The organism is Butyrivibrio sp. INlla16 (assembly GCF_900104155.1).
In the GTDB taxonomy this organism is placed as follows: domain Bacteria; phylum Bacillota; class Clostridia; order Lachnospirales; family Lachnospiraceae; genus Butyrivibrio.
Window position 1 is genome coordinate 31,692 of the sequence record NZ_FMYB01000022.1, and the last position, 16,638, is coordinate 48,329.

Genomic DNA, 16,638 nt, shown 5'->3' on the forward strand with positions numbered 1-16,638 from the left:
TCATATCGTTCTCAGTATATCAATAGTCCTCGTAAGGCCTCTCTTCATATCATAATCAGCTTTCCAACCAAGCGTTTTTAATTTGGCCGAATCAAGCATTGCCTTGGTAGCCTTAGAGTAGCCTGCTGCCTCAGTGGCATCCGGAATCTCAAAAATAACTTCTGTTCCTACATACTCAGCAATAGCCTTTGCCATGTCCTTAAGTGTAATGTCGGAATCAGGATCTGCGATGTTATAAGCTTCGCCGCTTTTGCCATAGAATAAGCAATACAAAACACCTGTTACGGCATCGGCAACATAGCTGTAGGAGTACAGCTGATTTCCCTCAGACTTGAGAACGATGTTTTCCTTATCAACACCTTTCTTAATGAACTGTGATATGGCTTTGGTGTCTGTCTTAAGCATTGATGGTCCATAGGTTCTTGAAAGTCTGGGAATAACTACATCCAGCTCTCTCTGCTTCATGTATGCCTGGCAAAGAGCCTCTCCTGCTCTCTTGCTCTCCGGATATCCTGCTCTCATAGTGTTGCAGTCGATGTATCCGAGGTAATCCTCTGCAAATCTCTCGGTATCTCCGCGATTTTCACCATAAACCTCAACCGAAGACGCAAAAATGAAGCGCTCAGCCTTTTTATCTGCCGCGAAATCAAGCATATTGCGAAGCCCGATGATGTTTGTGATTATTGTTCCGATAGGATCAGTTGAATACTGAAGCGGATGTGTGTTGCTTGCAAGATGCAGCACATAATCCGCATTCTGTGATAAAAGCTCCGGGCAAAGATCGTCATTTACGTCTTGCTCTATAGCCTTGAAAAGATCTGTGTCTCCCTGAAGGCCGAAGCGATCGTAGATTCTCTGCCTGCTTCTGCCCAGGGCTATTATTTTTGTGTTGCTGCCAAATTCTGCATTTCTGTAATTAAGTACATCAATCAGAAAACTCCCCACAAGGCCTGTCGCTCCTGAAAGGAGAACAGTTTTACCGGAAAGCTTTTTCCAAGGTAATTCAAGTGTTGCTGCGTGTTTGATGTCTTCTTTGTAAAGTTCGTTAATTAATAAGTTCATTTGTAACCTCAATATCCCCTCATCCGGCACTTCGTGCCACCTTCCCCCCTGGGGGAAGGCTGGATATTTTATCTTTCTTCCATCCCCCAAGGGGAAGGCAGGATTTATAATATTATTTAAGCCAGTTATCTCTGTCGGACTTAAGATATGCCTTGAACATCTCAAGGTCATCTTTGGTTGTGAGCTTGATGTTCTTGTCAGAACCTGCTGCAAAATACAGCTTCTCACCAAGGTCAACCATCATTGTGTTGGTATAGGCGCTTCCCTTAATTCCGATTCCCTTTTCAAATGCCTCATGGTATGCCCAGTCGAGCTTGCCAAACTTGTAAGCCTGAGGTGTGGAAACACGTCTAAGTGTCTCTCTCGGAATGTATTTTTTGGTAGTGCCCTCTTCCTCATCGTTCACAACAAAGATCTGCTCGTTATAAGGAAGAGAAGTAACCGCATTGCCATGCTTTGAGCACACAACTATGACATCCGAAAGAACCATCTCATCAACAAGAGGTCTGATTCCGTCATGAATAATGATGTTGTCGTCATCGTTTACTTTTCCTTCAAGATTGAACACACCGTTTCTGATGGATTCCTGTCCGCTCTCACCGCCGGGTACGATCCACTTAAGCTTGGTTATATTAAACTGCTTGGCATAAGCCCATACCATATCCTGCCATCCATCGATACAAACGAGTTCTATTGCATCAATCTGAGGGTGCTTCTGAAAGCCCTCGAGAGTATACATAAGAACCGGCTTATCATATACATTGATAAACTGCTTCGGAATGTCCTGCTGCATGCGATGTCCTGAACCGCCTGCGATAATAATTGCTATGTTTGCCATTTTCTATCTCTCCCTTTATTCTCCAAAATCAAGTTCTACCGCGGAATGTATTTCCCGGTCTTCAATCGACGGAATCTGCATATAGTTTGGTCCGTACAGGATCTCCATGTAACGCTCTGTTCCCTTGGGAATTCTTACTGAAATGCCCTCGAAAGCAGCATCTCTGGACTCGCACATGTCTTCCCGGTTGTACATCTCTCCGAAATAATGCTTCCTGCCGCTGGGGATGCATACGAACCTGGAATCATTCTCGCCACAATAAGAATACCAATAAAAAACACGCCCCGCAACTTTATCGAGGCTCTTCCAATTAAAGAGCCTGCCTATTCTCATCTTCTTTTTAAAAGCTGACCTTAACACTTCATTTACGGAAAGATACGGCTCAAGCGCCTCCCAATCCTCTGCAGTTTTCCTACAGGTCAGGATGTATCCCATCATGAGGCAAAAGGTTCCGTGTATCTTCCTCTTTAGCGCACTGTCATAGGTATTCTCAAGTACAAATATATCTATGAAAATACCGGTATCTTCCATTGTAAGCTCATTGAAAGCCTTATATACCGTGCCTTTTTTCTTTATCTGAACATGGCTCATGCCATAGCCTCTGCCAAATTCAGGTCCGCAGAGCACATATTTGTCGCCCAGTCTCCTGTCAAAGACTTCCTTTAGGTGCTCAAAATCCTTCCTGGGCATGTTAATATCTATATCATCATCCCACGGAATGAAGCCCTTATGCCTTATTGCTCCCAGAACAGAGCCTCCGCTTAGGGTATAGAAAATCTTTTCTTCCTCGAAGACTTCTATAAAATCCTTTAGCATATCAAGCAAAGTGCTCTGCAGCTTTTTCAATTGTTCTTCACTAAGTTCAAAGGTGCCCGGCGCGCCGCGAAATCCGGTTTTAAAAAAATGCCGCCTGTCCTGCGCACCTATGGCTTTGTTATCTCCCATTTCCCAGTTCCTTTTTTATATCATCCCACGAGACAACATCCGAATAGAATCCGTCAACTCCCATAGCTATGTAATTTTTCATGTCCTCAGGATCATTTATTGTATGAGTAAAAATGACTCCTCCGCTTTCATCTATTGCAGAAATAAGCTCATCATTAAGAAAGCTTTTCTTAACCGTCCACGCCACAAAATCATGTTTTGAAGCGTCATTCCTTATAGCCTCCGGCGTACGCTCCTCCTCGCTTGTCCGATAGAGCGTATAGATAATATATCTAAAACCGATTTTTTCCATGGTGACGGCCTCCTGCTCGTGATAAACCTGAATTATCATTCTGTCCATCAGTTCGGGATATTTCTCTGCAATAAATCGCGCCCCATCTATATTATAATCTTGCTTGATATCAGTAACTATGTAAATATTTGTATGATCTCTCATAAATGCCGAAAGCCGGTCAAGATCAAGAGGCGTAAACTCGCCCTCTACCTTGCAATTTAATGCCTGTTCAAGACTTACCGCGCCGGAGAGAGCCTCACCATTGTCATACAGCTGTTTCCAGCTGTGAGCGCATACCAGCTGCCCATCTGTTGTCATGAGAAAATCAAGCTCACAAAAGTTATTTCCCTTTTCATAACAGTTTTTCAGCGCTTCCAGACTGCTGGTGTAATTAACCTGCTCACCATCACCTTTTTGAATGAACCCGGCAGCATGAACTATATGTCCCTCAGCAAGCAGTTCATCACGAACGCGAGCAATCTCTGCCCTATTCTCTTCCGAAGAGACTTCTTTTCCGGGACCTGAAAAAGGCTTTGTCAGGGCAGAAAAAATAGTTGGCATACCGCCGGTAAAAAACGATATGCCAAAAATTAACATTAACGCTATGATTATGATAAATATTGCAGCTTTAACTGTCTTTTTCACTATACTTCTCTCTAGAACTAGAAACTGTGACCGTATTTTTTATGAAACAACTTTGCTGCAAGGAAAGCTCCGCCCTTTTTTAGCCAGTTGACCGTCTCAATATGTACGCAGGGAAGCTCCTGTATCTGATATCGCGGTATAACTCCCGACGTAATCTGGTAATCGAGCCACACGTTAAATATCAGTTCTGCGATTCTGCCGATATATCTTCCCTGATAGGCTCCGAGGTTTTCCTCCGGATATCTTTTCTCAACCTCGGGAAGAATGGTGAACAACCACTCACAGTATCTGTCCAGCACATCCTTGCGCATGATCATCATGTTAAACATATGCCCGGAGGTCTGTGTCATCACTCTCTCAAATGACTCCATATACTCCGGAAAGAGATCCTTTATCACCTTTCCCGTCTCATCCAGCTGCTCCACATAGTGTGTGTGCGCATAATGCGACTGAAGTGTCTCTATATAATATCTTCTTTTCTTCGGGACAATAATACAGCTCTTTTCCAGAAGCCTCTTAACTTCCTCGCCACCTATGATTCTGTTGAACGGATCATCCTCGCCTCTTGATTCCGGTGACGCAAAATATCTTCTGTAATGGACAAGCCCTATATAATCTGCCTTAAGATTCTTCCACGCCCAATAAAGTCCGGTCAGCTCACAATAACTGCTGTTTTTCGCGGAAATATTGTCGCCCGTGTTGTCCTTCATATACGGAGTATTAGCCGCCTTCTTCATGGCAGCGCCTACCTGTATAGGCAAGTAAACAGGATCGTCAGGCATTCTGTATTTTTTTGTCGTCGCGATTATAATCTTGATATCGGGCATTCGCCTGTACCTTTTCCTTCAATCAATATCTAAATGCTTATTTTACCGCACTTTGCCGTCTTTGTCCACGAGCACCCACCCCGGCCAATATTCATGCATCAGTTCCGGAGTCACTGGTTGGTTATTACGCATTACAAGAGTTCTTACAGGTATTTTGTCTTTTCTTCGGTTGAGTCTTGCTCCCCAGAAAGAAAATGTGGAATTAGCACAGATATTTCCCCTGCAGTGACTCATAAGCTGAATATCCAGAAGAGAATACTTCCCTGTGTTATGGTCTACTATCGTATATCTCCCGGGATCAGCATACTTCGCTCTCGCATATTCCGGATCATTCGTGAAAATATAGAAATGCGTGTCAGGATCAATTGCTTTAAAATATTCCATGGCGCTGTCATAGTACGCATCTGTAGCTATATTTCCAAAAAGCGCCGCATTCTCCGGATCAAGATAATCACCTCTTCTTATGTGAACACTTACGCTGGGAACCATCTCCATCTCATTCATAAGATTCATATTCTTAATATTGATCTCTTCATCCGAATGTGTGGGGAATACGAAAAGCTCCTGCAGCTCACCCATAATATCGTCATAGTATTTCTGGCAGGCAAAATACCCTTCGATATACTTATCCTTTAATTCGAAGATTTCCGGATGATACATGCAGCTTTCGGTAAATCGGCTTCCCATTCCGGGAACAAGCTTCTCCACCACCTTCCTTGCCACACTTCTGTCCGTAAATCTCGCCCGCTCACTTTCGCTGCATACAGGAAGTGGCAATCCGGTAAAATACTCAAGTTCCAGTTTTCTTTTTGCCAGAACCCCGCTCTGCTTATCCTCATCAAACCATTTTATATCGAGTTTTATATTCCTATCAGCACCGGCTTTGAGCAGCTTTCTATACATGGCGTATTGCTGCATCTGATTTCCAAGGCCGCCTGCTATCTGTATTATCAGCATTATCTGACAAGCTCCTTTATATAACGCACGTTATTAGCAGCTCTGCTGCTATACTCCGGCATTATTTCACTTAGTTTTCCTCTGATATTATCTTCGTTTTCGACTATGAATTTAAACGCCTCTACGAGATCCGTCTCCGTCTTCAGCTTCTGCACGGGTACCACATAGTTTTCTTCCGTCCCGAAGAGATCTCTTGCTATTCCCCTTGATTTTACCGAATATCCGAGCACCAGGGTTGGTACACAGGTAGAATAAGCGGCGATAGTGGAATGTGTCCTTGCACCTATAAAAAATCTGCAGGCGCTGATTATTCCCTTAAGTTTCTGAGCAGACGCATCCTCTGCAAGGATAACCCTTCCGGTATCTTTGAACTCCTCATAGAGCTCTTTAAGCGGTTTTCTGTCATCATTGCTGCTCCAAACCACATGAGGAATAAGAGCTACTTTTGCTCCGTCCATTTCAGATAACACATGTTTTATTAAATTTCTGTAGTTTTCCATGGTTATTCCGAGGCGGGATTCTTTCCCCTGAACCATCGGGCTGACATTGAGGCCTATCGTATTGCCTTCCTCAAAGCCTTCGGGAAGAGTTCCCTTTTCCACCGGAAGCATAAATGCAGGGTCCGGACAAAGCTTAACCTTTTCTTCAGGTATTCCGCCTTGTATCATCCCCTCGTAAGAAATTGATTCCCTTACTGTTATGAGATCAAATTTCATCAGGTCGTCCTTTAGCCCCAAAACTGTATCGGGTTCTATCGAACATCCCATGAGCACTGACTGCATTCCCTTTTCCAGGAAGGCTTCGTGTGCAAGCTTAAGATCATTAACCATCTCGGGGTAGCAGTAATTATCTCCTCCAATGGACACAGCTATAGGTCTTATATAATCTCCTGCTGTCTTAAGCACATTTTTAAACTGATAACGCCAAAAAGATACTGCATCACCCGTTATTTTTCTATAGACATAATACATAACATGAGGTATAAAATCCTCAGCTATATGTTTTTCCTCAATTATGCTGCACTCACCACCGGATACCCTTGCTCCGAGCCCGTAGCGCATGTCCTGCTCCCTGTTATTGGTAACAATAATAGGAGCTATCCCCTTTTTACCCTCATTTACCTTATTCAAAGCAAAAAGTGTGGCATCCGCTATGGCCTCGCAGCCGTGGTTGCCGCTTCCGGCGTGCATATAAAAAATCAGTTGTCTGTCCATCAGTCCCTCATCCGTATAATCAATTTTCTTCCCAAATGTCAGGATCCACACCGGTTACTGTTTTAAAGCCATAATAATTTGCTATAAGTTCATTAATCCAGTATCTGTCATCATCAATGTCACCGGCGACATCACTTTCGTAAGCAGCTGTATATTTGTTCTCAAACTGAGGATAAAGCATCGGAACCGTTACATTCTCTTCGCCCTTTGCTGCCATTTCCTCAAGGTATTCGTACCTTTCACGCTCCACTCTGTATATCCATACAAGCTTTGCGCCGCATTCTATATAGGTAAATACCATATAGACCAGCATCGCTCCCACAATTCCAAGTTTAAGGGTCTTAAAAATCACATATCTTGCCGACTCCGGGTCAGGCATGCCGGGATCAATATTCGCATAACCCTGAACCAGCGCAACCGTAAGGAATATTCCCGGAGCAAAGAAAACTCTCTCCTGCGGCGTTGCAGTGAGCACCAGGCAATAGGACGTTGCGAAGAATATGAATGTAAACAGAAACATCTCCTTCATATCCTCAAACTTTTTACCCTGAACCCACAGGAATATAAGAAGAATAACCAGTGCAATTAAAAGCAGCATGAATTCTTCCTTAAGAGTAGTTGTAATGTTAAGGAACCTTATAGGTATCGCCGAAAGTCCTTCGTGCTTTTCCTCCATATACTGCATCCTGATCCTGTTGCCGGGAGCAAACAGCATAAGGGCAAATCCTGTGATCGTACCGATAACTGCAGATATTGTCCATACGAAGACCTTCTTGTAATAGCATATGAGAATTATCATTAAAAGGAGGAGTCCTCCGCTCGTATTCTCATTGCACCATCCGGCAAATAATCCCAAAACAAAGAAACCTAAGGTTAATTTTAAACCGGTAGCATTCTCCCCCGACATACTTCTTCTGTAGGTCTTTCGAAATGCCGTTACCATAGCCATAACTATTGTTGTTGTAAAAAGATAGTTGCAGGCACCGTCTTCCCAAAGTACTGTCTGACCGAAAGACACGCCAAAAATCCAGACAAGAAGCACTCCAAGCAAATAATTTTTAACGTTATATCGTATCTTGCTGTCGATATTCAGATAAATCAACACAGTGAGCAATGTGAACACACCCGCAGCTATGATATTGAAGAATGTTCTGCCTCCAAGAGTATGCATATCGATAAACATAATGGCTCTCAGCATAAAATGTGCAACGCTTCGGCCAATCCAGGTCATATACTGGTTATATTCCTGCGCAAAAAGGTCGAAGAAACTCCCTGCCCTGCTAACCTCCCTGCTATATGGAAGGTCATCCATAAGCATCGGAGTCAGCGACTCATAGATAAAGATTGTCACAAAGCACAATATTACTGAGAATATAAACAGTCTTTTTCTGGTGTTTTCCTCTTTAATCATCTTTTCTTCCATTGTCCGTAAAGTTTCATATAAAGGTCAGGGCTTACCGAAAACAGAACTGTCTTGACCTTATAGCCTGATGAAAGTGCTCTGAAGGCTCCCGGAACCGCTTTCGCTGCAGTGATCATCCCTTTAGCCCTACCTATCACTTCCTCCCTCATGGCAAGAATCATAGCCCTATCACTATTTTCGCTCATATTGAGGATTTTAGCAAATTTTCCTACAACCAAAAGTGCAGCCATTATCTTGATCACGGAGAGCCTTCTGACAGACTCTAAGGACACACCGGGATTCATGCTCTCCATAAGCTTGTCAGCCCGCTCCCAGCAGGTAATCTGATCCAGATAGGAAGGCGTAAAACGCTTCAGCATAGCCCCGTCGTCGTTGTAATTATAGTGATATCCGCCGCCTTCAATAGCTCTGATACCGGGCCTGTCTCCGATACCTATCAGGAATTCCATAAGAAAGAGCATATCCTCTCCTATGGTAAGTCCCTCAGGGAATCGAATCTCACGTCCTCCCACTGTCAGAGCCTCTCTACTGAAAAGCTTGCCCCATACATGGGTATCTTCACATAAGAGGCCGTCCTCAAGATACCTTCGTCCGGTAATAATATCATCTGTTACCATTTTACCATCCATAATAACAAGAGATATTCTATCTTCGGATGCAGTATCATCGCCTCCTGTTACAGCCACCAGCAGATTATCAAAATATGTATCCTCCACGCTGTCATCAGCATCAACAAAAGCGATATACCTTCCGCAGGAATTCTCAAGTCCGATATTCCTAGCTTTTGATACACCGCCGTTTTTTACATGAATGGTTTTTATAAAATTATACTCTGATGAGAGTCTGTCACAGATCTCACCTGTTTTGTCAGTTGATCCGTCATCAACTATAACAACCTCAAAGAGGCTGCTGTCTGCATCATTTGCTATACCAAAAAAGGCTCTGACAGTATCTGATACCACCTGATTGCACACTGACTTCACACAGTTCTCTATAAGCTCCTGTGCATTATAAGCAGGTATAATGACGCTGATAAGTGGTCCGCCCCCGTTAGTACTCATAAGAATGCCCCCGCCGTTACTCTGTCAAAGCTCCTGATTATCACCCTTATCAGAAGAACCACCGGTGCAATCGGGTGTTTCATTCCAAAATAAAGAAGCTTATTGGATTTCTCCGATACAGTAACGGGTGTATTTTTTATAATGCCCCTGATGGGCTCTGTATCAAAAATTTCTCTTACGCGCCCGGTTACTCCGGGAATATCTGCCCTGAGCAAATTTTTCATAACAAAGAACAGGAGTCTCACATATTCTCTGTCCATCTGTTCTTTCCCGTTGGATACGCCCTTGTCCTTCATAATTCCGGAAAAGGTATCGTAATCCTGCCTGATATTATCAAGCAGCCGCTCGTCATACCCATGCGCCATAGAAGTACCGATTGTTCTATAGTGATAGAAGAATCCATCATGAATTACAAGTCTATCTACATCGAGAAGGCACGGAAGCATTATATTTACGTCTTCCGCCATACGGATATCATAATTTAAATATTTCATGTTATTTAAAATAAGATCCCTTGTTATAAGCTTCATGCATCTGGACATAATAACCGGTCTGTTCTCTTCTCCAAGAAGCTTTGTCCTTACTTCACGAAGCTCAGATCTAACATATACTCCAAAAGGCATTACATTGGATACTTTTCGCTTCTCATTTTTCTTCTCAATAACATAATTGCTGCTTATAATCTCGGTAGCACCACCACACGGCTCTGCAAACTCAAGAAGGCACTCAATCATATCCGTGTCTACCCAGTCATCTCCATCGATAAACATGACATAATGACCGGTGGCCTCTCTGACACCTGTGCTCCACGCAGACATCAGTCCGCCGTTTTCCTTATGAATAACGCGGATTCTCTCATCCCTCGCGGCATATTCGTCGCACATAACTTCACTTCCATCGGTAGCTCCGTCATCCACGAGGATTATCTCTATGTCGCTGTAGGTTTGGTTTATTACGCTCTCAATACAGTCCTTAAAGTATTCCTTTATGTTATATACCGTAATAATTACACTGACTAATTTTTCTGCCATATCATACTCGCTTTATTAATGTATAACAGCTTAGTGTGCACCTCTTCCAAAAAGTACAACTCCGACAGTTTTTATAAGAATCCGCATATCCAGTCCGAGTGACCAGTTATCGATATACTGAAGGTCAAGCTTTACAACATCATCGAAATCTTCTATGTCGCTTCGTCCACTAACCTGCCAAAGCCCTGTAAGTCCGGGCGTCATACTGATTCTTCTACGATAATACTGGTTGTACTGATTGAACTCATCTTCAGTCGGAGGTCTTGTTCCCACAAGGCTCATATCGCCCTTGAATATGTTCCAGAACTGCGGAAGCTCATCGATACTTGTCTTTCTGATAAAGGCACCCACCTTGGTAATTCTGGGGTCATCCTTCATCTTGAACATAAGACCGTTCATTTCATTCTGTGCTTCCAGCTTCTTCTTGACCTCCTCGGCATCTGTTCTCATGCTTCGGAATTTATAAATCTTGAATCTACGTCCGTTTCTACCGATTCTGATCTGTGAGAAGAAAATCGGGCCGGGATCATCAATGAAAATTGCAAGCGCAACAAAAGGTGTAACAACTGCAGTTATCAGAAGTCCCACAAAGGCTCCCACAATATCCATAAGGCGCTTGATCATGAGCGCTCTGTATCTCTCTGTTCCGTGAATATATGAAATAACTGAATAAGTTCCGATATTGCCAACCGAAGTACTTCCTGCGATATTGGGAAGTTCTACGCAGTAATGAACCGTAACACCCATATCTCCAAAGGCAGCTATAGTCTCATTGAGAGCCTTCTGGCTGATATTGGGGGTATAGATAAATATCTCATCTACCGCAAGAGAGGTTACTACATCAATGAGGTTCTCTCTGTTAGCGATAATCTTAACTCCTCTAATCTCATCGCCTTCCATATCCTCATCAAGGCAGACTGCACCTTCTATTGAATAGTTGAACTCAAGTCTGTGCTGAAGATGTCTGATGGTAGGCATCATTATCTCTTTTTCCGAAACAACAAGAAGCTTTATTGCCGCATCACCACTCTGCCAGTACTGTTTGAGGATAATCTTCACAATCTCATGAAGCGCAAGCATAAGTACCGAATTGATAATGATGAAATACAGCATAACAAGTCGGGAAAACGGCTGTGCCAGCTGGAGAGCATAGGCGATGGCAATTGTTCCGAGAATAAGAACAAACTCGGATTTAAATACCACTGTACCTTCTTTCCATACTGTACGCTTTAGAAAGCCCCTGCTGGAATCTATGGCAAAGGTATAGATTGTACATACCAGTACCATAACGATACATACATAGAAGTGCAGCGCCTTATCCTCCATGTCCCTGAAATTCAGGAAACGGATATAAGTAGCAAGCACAAAAGAAACAACTATGGATACAATATCAACTATCCATAGTATGTAATTGATCAGATACTTTGTTTTTCCCTGCACGATTTTCCTCCCATATATCGCCTAGAAGATATACACCGGCTATGGGAAGCAGATAATTCCTTCCTATAAACGAAGAAACAAAACCAGCTTCAACCAGAGTAAATAAGCTGACAGAGATTATCATTATCATCACCCCGTAATCCCTGTTTAGATATAAGCGATATATTAAATATAAAATAACAAGTAAGATCAGTATCGCCGGTATGATTCCATACCAGTAAAATAACCTTACCCACCCCATATCAAAAAAAGCATTACCGCTAAATTCGTCACCGAAAAGACTCCAGGTCTGAAGCGCCCCCTTGTGAGGCTTTGTGTCATAATACAATGACTGTATACGTCCTGTAAGAATCCGGTCAAGCTTATAGTAAAACGGATACTTCTTCTTTCTGGCATATTTGCTGATCGCTGCTGCCCAAACCGAAAAAGCCACGCAAGAACCGATAACCACTGCCCCTGACACATAGAGTATCTTTGTGTCCTTCAGTGGCCCAAACTGATAAACAATAAATGCCAGAACTATGGTAAAAACTGTAAGCGCCGTGCCCGTTCTTGATCCGGTAATAAAATACAAAAGCACATTAAGGACAAGCGCAATTGCCATTATAACATTTCTTTTAAACTTAGCAAATTCCCTTATCAGGTAAATCAAAAGAACAGTTATCGAAAAAACTACACTCTGCAGCGTATTTGGATGGCCGAAGCCAAAAGCATATCTAACCTCGGAGCCGGCATCACGCCCGAAATCCTGGGCTATTTTAACGTCTCCGGCAATGCCCAGAACCGATGCGGCTGCAATAATAAGACTTCCCACCACAGTCACCCCAAAGATATAGCGAAGCATAATTTTGAGGTCAGCATCCTTGCAGGCTATAACAAATAATGAAAATCGAAGAAGGTCATTATTCCCTGTAATTTTATAGCTCACAACACTTATTGCAGCCGTTATAGCGATAATAATCCATTGTTTAAAGGAATATTTCGTAAGAAGCACCGCTGCAACCGTCAGAACAAAGCTAACGCGAAAGATCATCTTCGGACTGGAAAGCGGCAGCGTGCTTCTCTCATAGATCATAAGAAGAAGCTCTATGGTCAGTGCCGCATATAAACATATATTACGTAGCTTTATGATAAACGATCTTTCCATCAAGACTGGTCTCCACGATCTTTTCATCGCTAACCTCATAGATCATGTCGCACTTTTCAATGGTGTTAAGTCTATGGGCGATTATTATCATTGTCTTCTTGCCGTGGAAGCTGTTAATAGCCTCCATAACTGCTGCCTCTGTCTCATTATCGAGAGCACTTGTAGCCTCGTCAAACACAAGGATCTCAGGATTGTGATACAGCGCTCTTGCGATACCTATACGCTGCCTCTGTCCGCCTGAAAGTCTCACACCTCTGTCACCTATCTTGGTATCAAGTCCCTCGGGCAGAGATTTAATAAACTCAGAAAGCTGTGCTTCCTCGCAGACCTTCCAGATTCTCTCCTCATCTATTTCCTCAGCATCAATACCGAAGGCAATGTTGTCTCTTATAGATTCATCAATAAGGTAAATACTCTGTGGAATATATCCTATCTGAGCAAGCCAAGACTCGTAATTACTGAAAATATTCTGTCCGTCACAGAGTATCTCACCCTTCTGTGCATGCAAAAGTCCGAGAAGTATATCCACAACAGTGGACTTTCCTGCTCCGGAGGAACCCATGATACCAACAGACTTTCCTTTAGGTATCACCATATCCGCTCCGGTGAAAATATTCTTGTCGGAATCGGGATAAGCAAAGGTAATTCCCTTAAGCTCAATCTTGTCATTAAGAGAAAGCGCAGGTCCTGCTATGGCGCTTCTCTCAGCAGCCATCTTCTTATCTGCCTTCATAGACTCGGTAAGATTATTAAACACAAAGTCCAGGGCAGGCATTTCATAAGCAATCTCTGTTACATAAGTATTTATGCGTGTAGCGCTGGGAATGAGTCTGACCGCAGCAACAGCAAATACGGTAAGATGAGCCGCCAAAACCTTTGTATCTCCACCGTTTGATATAAACCAGATCATAAATCCGAAAATCGAAACCATAAACACTGTCTCAATAAGGGATCTCGGCGTATTATTCAGAAATGTATATCTTATGTCCGTATCTGCACCGATCTTACCGGACTCATAATAATTTCTGATAAAGAAGTCCTCTCGGTTCAGCACCTTAACTTCCTTTAAGCCATAGATTGCCTGGATTCTCCACTTGGCAATTCTTGATGCAATAGTCTGATTTTTTCTTCCTATGTCATTCATCCTGGGCTTTAAGACTCTGGTAATGATCATAGTCATACCACCGAGCACTACGATGATAAGAAGTGCCATTTTCCAGTTTTTATAAATAAGGAAAACACCAAGGCATGTTGAAACAACAAGCTCGGTACAAAGATTGAGCAACGCCAGCATCAGTGAGAAGGTCTTGGGGATGTCTCCGTCAGTTATTCGAAATACAGTCGGAATATCAGCACCAAGATAATCCTCGTAGGGTCTGTTCAAAAACTCCCTCATTACGCGGGAAATCATGTCATTACGTGTCTTGGAGATGAAGCTGTTCTGAACGTATACCAATATCAGAAGATATATGTTTTTAACTATGTATATTGCAATCAGAAGTGCCAGTATCGCGCATATAAGCTTGGCGTTGGTATCAAGGCCAAGAAGCTGCGGCATCTTGTTAACGATTGGAATACCCTCAATCTTTTTATATACTTCCTCGGGATCAAAAATAACCTCCGCAACAGGAGCCAGCATTCCTACTCCGAGTGTCTCGAAAAGTCCGCCGATAATAATCATAATTCCCAGAACTACCAGCATTCTCTTCTGCTTTTTATCAAAAATGTAATTTATTTTGGAAAGGAGATTAAGACTCTCGACCTTATTCTCCTTCGGATTACTCAAACTCATAAACTATCCTTTATCGTCTATTCCTTCACCCTCAGATTTTTGTCATCCTGGAAGTATAAATATCATCCATGGGCTTGGTATTGAGCCACTTTGAGGGCACAATAACCGTCTTCTCCGGTGAATCGTTCATCCACGCACTCCACCAGCTGTAGCTTGAATTGGCAAGGATGTGATGCTTACACAGACTCATAAGCAAAAGGTCTGCAGCGTCGTCGTTTTCCTCTTTTGTGTCGACTATGCGGAACTTTTTGCCTGACACATTCTGCTCGCACCACTCTTTATCACTGGTAAATACAAAGAAAATAGCATCCGGATGCTCACTGACCATGCGATCAATGGCTCTCTTGTAATAGTCATTGTCACAGATTCCACCAAAGGTCTCCACTGTTCCGGGAAGCAGATAGTCTCCTCTTCTCACATGGATGCTGACAGACTCCGTCTCACGTATCTGTCTGTAAAGTTCCCAGCTGTCCGCCGAAGTAAACACATCATCGGGCTTAATCACAAATTCCCTGCGAAGCTGAGCGAGTACTTCTTTATCCGGGAAATATTTATCACTCTGAAAATATCCGTTGAGATATGCTGTCTCAAATTCAAATACCTTTGGATCAAAGAGACCTGTCTCTTCAATATATTCATGTGACTTTCTTCCAAAGAGTTTTCTTCTTATTCTGCTGAAAATATCAAGATGCGAATCCGTAATATCCACAACCTCTGCATCAGAAGCCTTTGTGTAAGTTATTCCGTACATTTTTTCAAGTACCGGATCTCTCTGGGGATCATCCCTGAACCCGTATACATCATCGATTTTGACTTCTTTCCCCAAAGCCTTCAGCTGAAGATAAAGGGCGTACTGAAACATCTGGTTACCCAGACCGCCCATCATTCTGATTATTATCATACTTCCCCCCGCGTCTTTTTATTATGTATTATTATCATCTAAGATAGAAATGATCGTAAGTCCAGCGATGCTCCAAAAACTTTTGCATGCGCTTTTTTTCCTTCGGGTCAGCAATCCTGCACCCATATATTTTGTCAAAGGAATCTTTGCATTTCTCGATTTCCGCTGTTATATCCGGAAGATACTTACTTTTATCACCAAGTTTGTCACGCTTGGCCTCAGAATAGTAATCGAGAAGCTGCTTATATTTCAGATAATCCTGTGACCAGGCCAGATCTTCCCTGCCTATGCTGCACAGATAGTTCCTCGCATCCCGTAGTGACGGAAGCCACTCCGAAAAAATGCAGAAAAATCCCGCCTGTGTTCTTAGACCTTCTTTTCTGTCTATTATATAATGATAAAGCGGCGTGTCAATGAACACAGCCTCTTCCACGTCTCCGAGAACCTGAAGTGTAAACAGTTTATCTTCGTAAAACATCACTCCCGGGAACCGTCTCTCTTCCAGAATGCTTCTGTGATAAAGCTTGTTCCATACCATACTTCTGACAGGAAGTTCATCTGATTCCTCAATAAGTCCTGTTATCAGTTCGTCCCTCGGAATTATCCTAAGTCTGTTTGCACGCATGTCCTCAGTAAGCTGATATCGTTTTACAGGATCCTCTTCCTTATTCTCATAATACTTACAGATAGCCAGCGGACACTGTGTCTCAAGGATTGCACTGACCATGTACTCATAAATGTATTTCTCAACATAATCATCGCCGTCAAGAAACGCAATGAAGTCTCCGAAAGCCATATCAAGCAGATAATTCCTTGCGGTTCCGGGGCCTTGATTGCTCTGATGCACCACCCTTATCCTGGAATCCTGCGTCTTATAATAGTCACAGATATTGCCGGTTCTGTCCCTGGATCCGTCATCCAGAATCAGAATATCCAGATTGGAATATGTCTGCGCAAGTACGGACTCTATGCATCTTGAAATATACTTCTCAACATCATAGCAGGATATGGCAACCGTAACGAGAGGCTGCCTCTCCGGTTCTATTCCCTTGTAATAAAAATGGCTGATATCCTTCATAAC

15 protein-coding genes are annotated in these 16,638 nt (G+C 42.9%); all 15 read right to left on the minus strand.

The annotated features are described in order from the left end of the window. Entirely contained in the window at nucleotides 1-1,062 is a 1,062-nt protein-coding gene (locus tag BLR42_RS11590; RefSeq protein ID WP_091869224.1) for an NAD-dependent epimerase/dehydratase family protein, read from the minus strand. Nucleotides 1,063-1,174: 112 nt separating this feature from the next. Beyond that, on the minus strand, nucleotides 1,175-1,900 hold the full coding sequence (locus tag BLR42_RS11595; RefSeq protein WP_022762294.1) for an IspD/TarI family cytidylyltransferase: 726 nt from the start codon (nucleotides 1,898-1,900) through the stop codon (nucleotides 1,175-1,177). 15 nt (nucleotides 1,901-1,915) lie between these two features. Then, entirely contained in the window at nucleotides 1,916-2,845 is a 930-nt protein-coding gene (locus tag BLR42_RS11600) for a LicD family protein (protein WP_091869226.1), read from the minus strand. Further along, complete coding sequence (locus tag BLR42_RS11605) at nucleotides 2,835-3,764, minus strand: glycerophosphodiester phosphodiesterase family protein (RefSeq protein ID WP_091869228.1); 930 nt, start codon at nucleotides 3,762-3,764, stop codon at nucleotides 2,835-2,837. The genes BLR42_RS11600 and BLR42_RS11605 overlap by 11 nt, the downstream gene beginning before the upstream one ends. Before the next feature lie 17 nt (nucleotides 3,765-3,781). Next, nucleotides 3,782-4,591, minus strand: coding sequence for a DUF4422 domain-containing protein (locus tag BLR42_RS11610; protein WP_091869229.1), 810 nt, complete (start codon nucleotides 4,589-4,591; stop codon nucleotides 3,782-3,784). A gap of 42 nt (nucleotides 4,592-4,633) precedes the next feature. After that, nucleotides 4,634-5,548, minus strand: coding sequence for an alpha-1,2-fucosyltransferase (locus BLR42_RS11615; protein WP_091869231.1), 915 nt, complete (start codon nucleotides 5,546-5,548; stop codon nucleotides 4,634-4,636). After that, a complete protein-coding gene (locus BLR42_RS11620; protein ID WP_091869233.1) occupies nucleotides 5,548-6,762 on the minus strand; it encodes a polysaccharide pyruvyl transferase family protein in 1,215 nt (404 codons plus the stop codon). The genes BLR42_RS11615 and BLR42_RS11620 overlap by 1 nt, the downstream gene beginning before the upstream one ends. A 19-nt stretch (nucleotides 6,763-6,781) precedes the next feature. Then, on the minus strand, nucleotides 6,782-8,173 hold the full coding sequence (locus tag BLR42_RS11625) for a DUF3329 domain-containing protein (RefSeq protein WP_139165148.1): 1,392 nt from the start codon (nucleotides 8,171-8,173) through the stop codon (nucleotides 6,782-6,784). Further along, the gene (locus BLR42_RS11630; RefSeq protein ID WP_091869237.1) at nucleotides 8,170-9,246 is read right to left on the minus strand and encodes a glycosyltransferase family 2 protein; all 1,077 of its coding nucleotides are present in this window, start codon (nucleotides 9,244-9,246) and stop codon (nucleotides 8,170-8,172) included. The genes BLR42_RS11625 and BLR42_RS11630 overlap by 4 nt, the downstream gene beginning before the upstream one ends. Further along, nucleotides 9,243-10,277 (minus strand): glycosyltransferase family 2 protein, encoded by a 1,035-nt coding sequence (locus tag BLR42_RS11635; RefSeq protein ID WP_091869239.1) that lies wholly within the window; start codon nucleotides 10,275-10,277, stop codon nucleotides 9,243-9,245. Before BLR42_RS11635 ends, BLR42_RS11630 begins: the two co-directional genes overlap by 4 nt. Before the next feature lie 30 nt (nucleotides 10,278-10,307). Continuing rightward, nucleotides 10,308-11,717, minus strand: a complete 1,410-nt coding sequence (locus tag BLR42_RS11640; RefSeq protein WP_091869241.1) for a sugar transferase — start codon at nucleotides 11,715-11,717, stop codon at nucleotides 10,308-10,310. Then, nucleotides 11,668-12,864: a hypothetical protein gene (locus BLR42_RS11645; RefSeq protein WP_091869243.1), complete on the minus strand. Its 1,197-nt coding sequence runs from the start codon at nucleotides 12,862-12,864 to the stop codon at nucleotides 11,668-11,670. Before BLR42_RS11645 ends, BLR42_RS11640 begins: the two co-directional genes overlap by 50 nt. Further along, nucleotides 12,833-14,656 carry an ABC transporter ATP-binding protein gene (locus BLR42_RS11650; RefSeq protein ID WP_091869245.1) on the minus strand — a complete coding sequence of 608 codons (1,824 nt, stop codon included), beginning with the start codon at nucleotides 14,654-14,656 and terminating at the stop codon, nucleotides 12,833-12,835. The genes BLR42_RS11645 and BLR42_RS11650 overlap by 32 nt, the downstream gene beginning before the upstream one ends. A gap of 31 nt (nucleotides 14,657-14,687) precedes the next feature. Beyond that, nucleotides 14,688-15,557 (minus strand): alpha-1,2-fucosyltransferase, encoded by an 870-nt coding sequence (locus BLR42_RS11655; protein WP_022762282.1) that lies wholly within the window; start codon nucleotides 15,555-15,557, stop codon nucleotides 14,688-14,690. Nucleotides 15,558-15,591: 34 nt separating this feature from the next. Further along, entirely contained in the window at nucleotides 15,592-16,635 is a 1,044-nt protein-coding gene (locus tag BLR42_RS11660; RefSeq protein WP_091822652.1) for a glycosyltransferase family 2 protein, read from the minus strand. Nucleotides 16,636-16,638 lie beyond the last annotated feature (3 nt).